General features: G+C 66.8%; 4 protein-coding genes. All 4 read right to left on the bottom strand.

Features of this window, described 5'->3' with window-relative positions; genetic code table 11:
- Positions 1–1,411: 1,411 nt before the first annotated feature.
- The 4 genes from DXT59_RS02005 to DXT59_RS01990 all read right to left on the bottom strand — a co-directional run bounded on the left by DXT59_RS02005 (position 1,412) and on the right by DXT59_RS01990 (position 7,141).
- Positions 1,412–3,508 carry an ABC transporter ATP-binding protein gene (locus DXT59_RS02005; RefSeq protein WP_116135264.1) on the bottom strand — a complete coding sequence of 699 codons (2,097 nt, stop codon included), beginning with the start codon at positions 3,506–3,508 and terminating at the stop codon, positions 1,412–1,414.
- Positions 3,505–4,389, bottom strand: coding sequence for an ABC transporter permease (locus DXT59_RS02000; protein ID WP_116135263.1), 885 nt, complete (start codon positions 4,387–4,389; stop codon positions 3,505–3,507). The genes DXT59_RS02005 and DXT59_RS02000 overlap by 4 nt, the downstream gene beginning before the upstream one ends.
- On the bottom strand, positions 4,386–5,396 hold the full coding sequence (locus DXT59_RS01995) for an ABC transporter permease (protein WP_116135262.1): 1,011 nt from the start codon (positions 5,394–5,396) through the stop codon (positions 4,386–4,388). The genes DXT59_RS02000 and DXT59_RS01995 overlap by 4 nt, the downstream gene beginning before the upstream one ends.
- 71 nt (positions 5,397–5,467) lie before the next feature.
- Positions 5,468–7,141: an ABC transporter substrate-binding protein gene (locus DXT59_RS01990; protein ID WP_116135261.1), complete on the bottom strand. Its 1,674-nt coding sequence runs from the start codon at positions 7,139–7,141 to the stop codon at positions 5,468–5,470.
- Positions 7,142–7,254: the final 113 nt, after the last annotated feature.

Here is a 7,254-nt window from a genome sequence, read left to right as displayed (position 1 = left end):
GGAGCCACCGGAGCCACCGGAGCCACCGGAGCCACCGGAGCCACCGGAGCCACCAGAGCCACCAGAGCCACCAGAGCCACCAGAGCCGCCAGAGCCGCCAGAGCCGCCAGAGCCGCCAGAGCCGCCAGAGCCGCCAGAGCCGCCAGAGCCGCCAGAGCCGCCAGAGCCGCCGGAACCGCCGGAACCGCCGGAACCGCCGTGGCCTCCGCCCGCGCCACCGGAGCCACCCGAGCCACCGGAGCCACCGGAGCCACCGGAGCCACCGGAGCCACCGGAGCCACCGGAGCCACCAGAGCCACCAGAGCCACCAGAGCCACCAGAGCCACCAGAGCCACCAGAGCCACCAGAGCCACCAGAGCCACCAGAGCCGCCAGAGCCGCCAGAGCCGCCAGAGCCGCCAGAGCTACCTGGACCACTCGATCCACTACTCGTTCCCGAGCCACCGCCGCTATGCCCTGTTCCGCTACTTCCCGAGCCGCTGGAACCAGCGGAACCAGCGGAACCAGCGGCGTTGCCGGAATTCCCCGATCCTCCTGAGCTTCCGCCCTTGCCATTCCCCGGCGCTCCGGCCGCGCTATCGCTGCCGCCACGGCCGCCGGCAAGCGCTCCGCCGTTCGCTGTTCCAGCGCTGCCGTCACCGCTTGCGGTCGTGCCGTCGGCTGCCCCACCGAGGTCGCTCGAAGCGGGATCGTTGGCGGGGCCTGACACGCAGCCGGCACTGCCGCTCGCGTGGCAATCGGGGGCTGCAGGCAAGGCTGTCCCGTTCCCCGCAGCGCTGACTTTCAGCGATGACGCGTCGAACGGCGCCGCATCGCGCAGTTTCACGCTTCGACCCGGGCCGGAATCGCCGGCGTTCGCCGCATCCGCTTGAACGGCAGCGCCGGACTCCGCGAGCCACCGGCCCATCCCGTCCAAGAACGAGCCAGCATGCGCGGAGGCCGCGAGCAAGACGAGCACCGCGCCGGCCGTCGCCTTGAGGGCTCCCGTAAATATATAGGAGTCCTTATTAATTGCTTTGGTCTTCATCGTCATCTCCCCGGCAGGAACGACGATCGGGTGTCGTCGTACTCCTGTCGCCCTAAGGCGACCATGGCTGCCCGCGCGCGATGAAGAGGGATGTCACACGGCATCTCGCGTTCGATTCGACGAACGCGCATCCGCCGGCGGTCGCGACACCGCTCGATCGACTGCTGCTGGGCGCGCGTCGGTCACGCGGCCATGTGCGGCGGGAAGTGCGATAACCGTGCCATCGCGCGCAACGCCGCGCTACGCTTATCGCGCGCTATCGCACATGGGAGGCGGCGAGGCGAAATCCGGTCGGAATGTTTCAAACCTGAAACGCGCGGTCATATGCCGTGTGAGCGGTACCGCACCAACGGAATATCGGGAAAATAAAAGGACGCCGGCTCGCTCAAGCGGTCTGCGGTTCACGCTGCATCGTGCGTAATTCGCTAACCGGAATGTGACAGCGAATGCGATGGCCTTCGCCGGCATCGGCGAACGGCGGATCTTGCTCCTCGCAAACTGCGCCGAGCTTGCGCGGGCAACGCGTATGAAACACGCATCCCGTGGGCGGCGACGCCGGGCTCGGCGGATCGCCCGCCAAGCGAATTCGCGGTTTGGGGGCCGCGTTAGCGTGTCCGAGCGTCGGCATCGCCGAGAGCAACGCCTCCGTGTACGGGTGGTGAGGCCCATCGAAGACGGCGCTCGCCGGCCCAATCTCGAGCAGCTTGCCCACGTAGAGCACGGCGATCCGATCGGCGACGTAGCGCACGACGTGTAGGTCGTGCGAGATGAACACATAGCTGACGCCGCGTTCGCGCTGCAAATCGGCGAGCAGATTCAAGATCGCCGCTTGCACCGAGACATCGAGCGCCGAGGTCGGTTCGTCGCATACGACGACACGCGGATCGCCTGCGAACGCCCGCGCGATCGCGACTCGCTGCTTCAAGCCGCCCGACAATTGCCGCGTCCGGGCATCCAGGTAGCGCGAGGGCAACCTGACCGCCTTCGTCAACGTGGCAAGCCTTGCGCCGTGCGCCGCGCCGCGCAGCGAGCCGAGCTTGGACAGGGCGCGTCCGATCAGCCGCTTCACCGAGTGCGCTCGATTCAACGCCGAATCGGGGTTCTGGAAGACGATCTGCAGCGACTTCACTTGTTCGTCGTCGCGGCGCGCCACGCGCGCGGGCAACGGCTTGCCCTCCAACTCCAACGTGCCGCCGCGGTCCGGCGCGACCAAGCCGACCAGCAGCTTTGCGAGCGTAGTCTTGCCACTACCCGATTCGCCGACGAGCCCGAGCGTTTCGCCGGCCGCAAGTTCTAGCGAGACGTCGTCGACCGCGCGCAGCGCAGCACCCGCAACGTCGAACGTTTTCGACAAGTGCGCGGCACGCAGTGCGAGCGTTCGCTGGGGTGCGTCGTCATCGGCCGCCGAGCGCGGCGGCAACGGCTCGGCCGCGGCGCGCGGCAAGCTGTCGGCTTGCTCGTGGTAATGGCAGCGCGCCATTTGCGGGCCGTGCGCGGCATTGAACCGATGCGGCGGCGGCGTCTCGCCGCGGCAGCGCTCGTCGGCCAACCGGCAGCGAGGCGCGAATACGCAACCGGCGACCGCCGTCCCAAGCGGGGGCAACGCACCGGCGATCGTATCGAGCCGCTCGGTGTCCTTACTGCGCCCGGCTTTCGGCAGGCAACGCAACAAGCCGACGGTATAGGGGTGACGCGGCGCGCCGAAGACGTCCTCGGTCGTGCCTTCTTCAACGAGCCGGCCGGCGTAGAGCACGCCCACGCGCGTGCACATACGCCCGATCACGGCCAAGTTGTGGCTGATGAACAGCACCGCGGTGCCGGATTCCTCGCGCAGCTTCGCGACGAGATCGAGTACCTCGGCTTCCACGGTCGCATCGAGCCCAGTCGTCGGCTCGTCCAAGATCAGCAGGGCCGGCTTGGAGGCGAGCGCCATCGCGATAACGACGCGTTGCTGCATGCCGCCGGAAAGCTGATGCGGATAGCATCCCATCACGCGTTCCGGCGCTGCGATCCGGACTCGGCGCAGCATGTCGAGCGCTTGCGCATCAGCATCGACGCGCGACGCGCCGGCGAGCTCGAACGCTTCGGATACTTGCCGTCCGATCGTCAGCGACGGATTCAGTGCGCGCGAAGGATCCTGATAGACCATCGACACGGTGCGGGCACGCAGTGCGCGCAATTCATCGGGGGCGAGCGAGCCCACTTCGCGGCCGGCGATCGAGATGCGGCCCGCCTTGATTTTGCCGTTGCGCGGCAGGTAGGCGAGCGCGGCTAGCGCAACCGTCGACTTACCGCAGCCCGATTCTCCGACGAGCCCGTAGGCCTCCCCGCGCCGCACGCGGAACGTGACGTCGTGCAGTACTTCGCGCTCGCGGCCGCGTACGCGGTAGGCGAGGGTCAAGCCGAGCACGGCAAGCGCATCGTTGCTGCCGGGCGGCGCCGGCTCGAAGGCGGGATAGGTGCGGCGCGCTGCGGCCTTCATCGCTCGAAGACTCCTTGCACGCTATCGGCGATCAGATTGACGCCGACGACGAGCGTGGCGATCGCTGCCGCATCGAACACGACGGTCCACCAGGCACCGCCTGTCATCAGCGAATAGGATTCGGATAGCGCGAGCCCCCAGTCGGCCGATGGCGGTTGGATCCCGAACCCCAGGAACGAAAGCGTCGCCACGGCGAAGATGGCGTAGCCGAGCCGCACCGTCGCCTCGACGACGATCGGCGGCAGCACGTTCGGCAGGATTTCGATGAACATGATGTATAGGGCCCCCTCGCCGCGCAATTGAGCCGCATCGACGTAGTCGAGGTGACGCTCGGAGAACACGGCCGCGCGAACGGTGCGCGCGGTGATCGGCATGAACGTAAGGCCGATCACGAGGATGACGGCCGCGTTCGAGGCGCCCAGCGCGGCAAGCGCCGCGAGCGCGAGCACGACGAGCGGCAACGCGAGCAGGGCGTCGATTAGGCGCCCGATTAGATTGTCGAGCCATCCGCCGAAATATCCGACGACGAGGCCAAGCGCCGTGCCCGCGAACGTACCGACGAGCGTGGCGAGCGGTGCGATCGTGAGAATGTCGCGCGCGCCGACGATGACACGCGAGAAGACATCGCGCCCGAGCTGATCGGTGCCGAACCAATGCGCGCGGCTCGGCGGCAGCAACGAATTGAGCGGATCGGACGCGAACGGGTCGAGCCGCACGAGCCACGGTCCGAAGATCGCGCAGACGACCCACACCAGCACGATCGCCGCGCCGATGACGAAGCTCGGCGAACGCGTGAGCGCGCGCAGCGCTTCGAAGCGCGGCGAGCGCAGCGGGCGCTCGCCGGCGCCTGGCGCATCGCGCGTGTCGGCGGCCTGATTCATGCGGCACCTCCGACTCGAATACGCGGATCGAGCATGACGATGAGCGCATCGGCAATTAGATTCGCGACCATATAGACGACGCCCACCGTGAGCACGCCCGCTTCGAGCATCGGGAAGTCCTTCGCCGTGGCCGCGTTGTAGATCAGCGAGCCGATGCCCTGGTAGTGAAATAGCGTCTCGACGACGACGAGTCCGCCCACCATGTATCCGATCTGAGTGGCCGCCACCGTGATCGTCGGGGTCAGCGCATTGGGCAGCACGTGACGGACGATGACGACACGCCGAGGCAAACCTTTGAGGACGGCCGTGCGCGTGTAGTCCGCATCGAGCGCCTCGGCCGTGCCCGCGCGCGCCATCCTCGCGATATAGCCGAAGAAGACGAATACGAGCGGCAACGCGGGCAAGATCAGATGACGCAACGCGGTCAGCAAACCGGCATCGTCCGGATAGCCTGCCTCGCTCGGCAGCCATCGCAGCCAAACGCCGAAGATCAGAATGAGCGTGATGGACGATACGAACTCGGGCACGACGGTGGCAGAGAGACCGACGATCATGATCGTGCGATCGAGCCACCTTCCCGCGTGTAGCGCGGCCCAAACGCCGGCCGAGATCGCGAGCGGCACGACGATGACGAACGCCAGCGCGCCCAGCTTGGCGGAGCGCAGCAGCGCCGCGCCGACGAACGGCGCGACCGGCGAGCGAAACGCATAGGACATCCCCATGTCGCCCTGTACGAAGCGGCAGATCCATTGCGCGTATTGAACGAGTACGGGGCGGTCGACGCCGAGCTCATGATCGAGCGTGGCGACGGCGCGCGCATCGGCCAGCGGCCCGAGAATCGCGCGGCCGATATCGCCCGGCAGCAACTGACCGAGCGCAAAGACGATGACCGACAGCAGCCAGAGCGTCACGAGCGACAACGCCAGCCTGCCGGCGAGAAAACGAGCGATGCGTGTCGCGTTGCCGCGCGCGGCACGGGGGCGAAACGCGAAAGCGGAGTCGGACATCGGCACGGTGATCGAAGTGTCAATCAATCCATTGGCAAAGCTCGACGCGGGCCTCGACGCAGGCGGCCGGGTTATGTCGTCAGTCGAGCGCGGTCGAAATACATCTGAGAAATGGCGGTGAAGCGAACCCCCGTCAAGTTCTTGCGCGTCGCCACGAGCTGATCGAAAAAGAACGGGATGATCATCGGCGTTTCGTCGAGCAGCAGCCGCTCGATCTCGCCGGCGATCTTCTTTTGCGAACCGACATCGAGCGCGGCCACGAACTGCGCGGCGAGCTTGTCGTATTGCGCGTTCGCGAAATGCGCGGCATTCCATGCGCCGCCGCTGACGAGCGGGGCGTTCAAGAACAGGTTCGGCACGCCGCGATGGCCATAGTCGGTAATGCCGAGCGGCGCATCGAGCCAATCGGAACTGCCGAACGTGCCCTTGCCATAGTACTGCCCTTGGCTTTCGACTTTGAGCGAGAGGTTGACGCCGATGGCCTTTGCCTCGTTTTGCAGGACGACGGCGAGATCGGGAATCTCCATGAATTTCTCGGTGGTCAGCGTGGCGGCGAAACCGTTGGGGTGCCCCGCTTGCGCCAGCAATTTCTTCGCCTGGGCAATATCGAGGCGGCGCTGAGCGACCGAGGTATCCGTCGATGGAAAGACCGGTGCGAACGGGCTATCGTTGCCGAGCGCGGCTCGCCCCTTGAACAGCCCACGCACGAGCACGTCGCGATCGACGGCGAGCGCGAGCGCTTGGCGCACGCGCTTGTCGTTGAAAGGCGCCGTATCGCAGCGCATATGGATCTGGCGGTGCGCGCTCGATTTGACGCCCTGCACCGTAAACTCCGGGTTGTTCAAAATGCCTAGGCCGCCTTGCACGGTCAGATCGCCCATGACGTCGGCCTGGCGTCCCTGCAAGGCAAGAATCTGGGCTTGCTGGTCGGCGTAAAAAGCGAACTGCACCCGCGCCGGCAACGCTTTCTCGCCCCAGTAATCTGGATTGCGGACGAACGAGGCGCCGCGCTTGGCCTCATAGCGTTCCAGTTTGAATGGGCCGGTGCCGATGAAGCTCTGCTCGTAATCGCCGGCCGAGCCCGCGGGCAAGATCACCGCGTTGTAGTTATCCGAGGAAACGTAGTAGGGAAAGTTGCCGTTGGGCGCATCGAGATGGAAGGCGACCGTCTGGTCGTCGACGACGCGCGCGCCGCCTTTGGAGAGCACCCCTTTGAAGACCGACAGCGCCGCCGAGCCGCTTGCGGGGTCGGCCAGACGATCGAACGTGGCCGCGACGTCCTTGGCGCTTAGCATGCGCCCGTCGTGAAACTTCACGTTCGGCCGGAGCTTGAACGTCCAGACGTCGCCTTTCTCGTTGGCGCTCCATGACAGAGCGAGCGCCGGTGTCAGCGCGGCCCGTTCCGCCGTGTCGTTGACGAGAAACTCGCCCGTTTGCGCAATGAGACACAGCCCCGCCGCATCGGCGACGGTCAGCGGATCCACGCGGCCGGCGGGCGTCAGGTGCGCCACCCGTATCGTCGCATTCGCGCCGGCCGTGGCGTTTTGCGCGCGTGCGCGTCCCGGCGCCACGAGCGCGCCGGCCGCGAGCACGACGCTCGAGCAGCCAAGCACGCTCGCATGGCGCAGTAAATCGCGCCGCGAGATGCGTCGTGCGAGATATTCGTCGATGGCGTGATTGCCGAGTTCGCCGGCATCGCGACGGGCGGTGTGCAGGGCGGGGGCAAGCGCAGCGGGTATCTTCATCGGGAGGTTCCGGTTCGTAGGGAAGCGCGTGAGCTGAAGGCGCGGCGACGACGAGCGGTACTGCGACGGCACAATGCCGTTGCAGTTTAACGCGGCAGCGCGGGTGAGGTGCC

The organism is Trinickia diaoshuihuensis, assembly GCF_003390925.1.
GTDB classification, from domain to species: domain Bacteria; phylum Pseudomonadota; class Gammaproteobacteria; order Burkholderiales; family Burkholderiaceae; genus Trinickia; species Trinickia diaoshuihuensis.
This window is presented reverse-complemented; position numbering and strand designations above follow the sequence as displayed.

Coding starts and splice junctions, on each gene's coding strand:
- DXT59_RS02005 (WP_116135264.1), bottom strand. CDS start 3,508: ATGAAGGCCGCAGCGCGCCGCACCTATCCCGCCTTCGAGCCGGCGCCG.
- DXT59_RS02000 (WP_116135263.1), bottom strand. CDS start 4,389: ATGAATCAGGCCGCCGACACGCGCGATGCGCCAGGCGCCGGCGAGCGC.
- DXT59_RS01995 (WP_116135262.1), bottom strand. CDS start 5,396: ATGTCCGACTCCGCTTTCGCGTTTCGCCCCCGTGCCGCGCGCGGCAAC.
- DXT59_RS01990 (WP_116135261.1), bottom strand. CDS start 7,141: ATGAAGATACCCGCTGCGCTTGCCCCCGCCCTGCACACCGCCCGTCGC.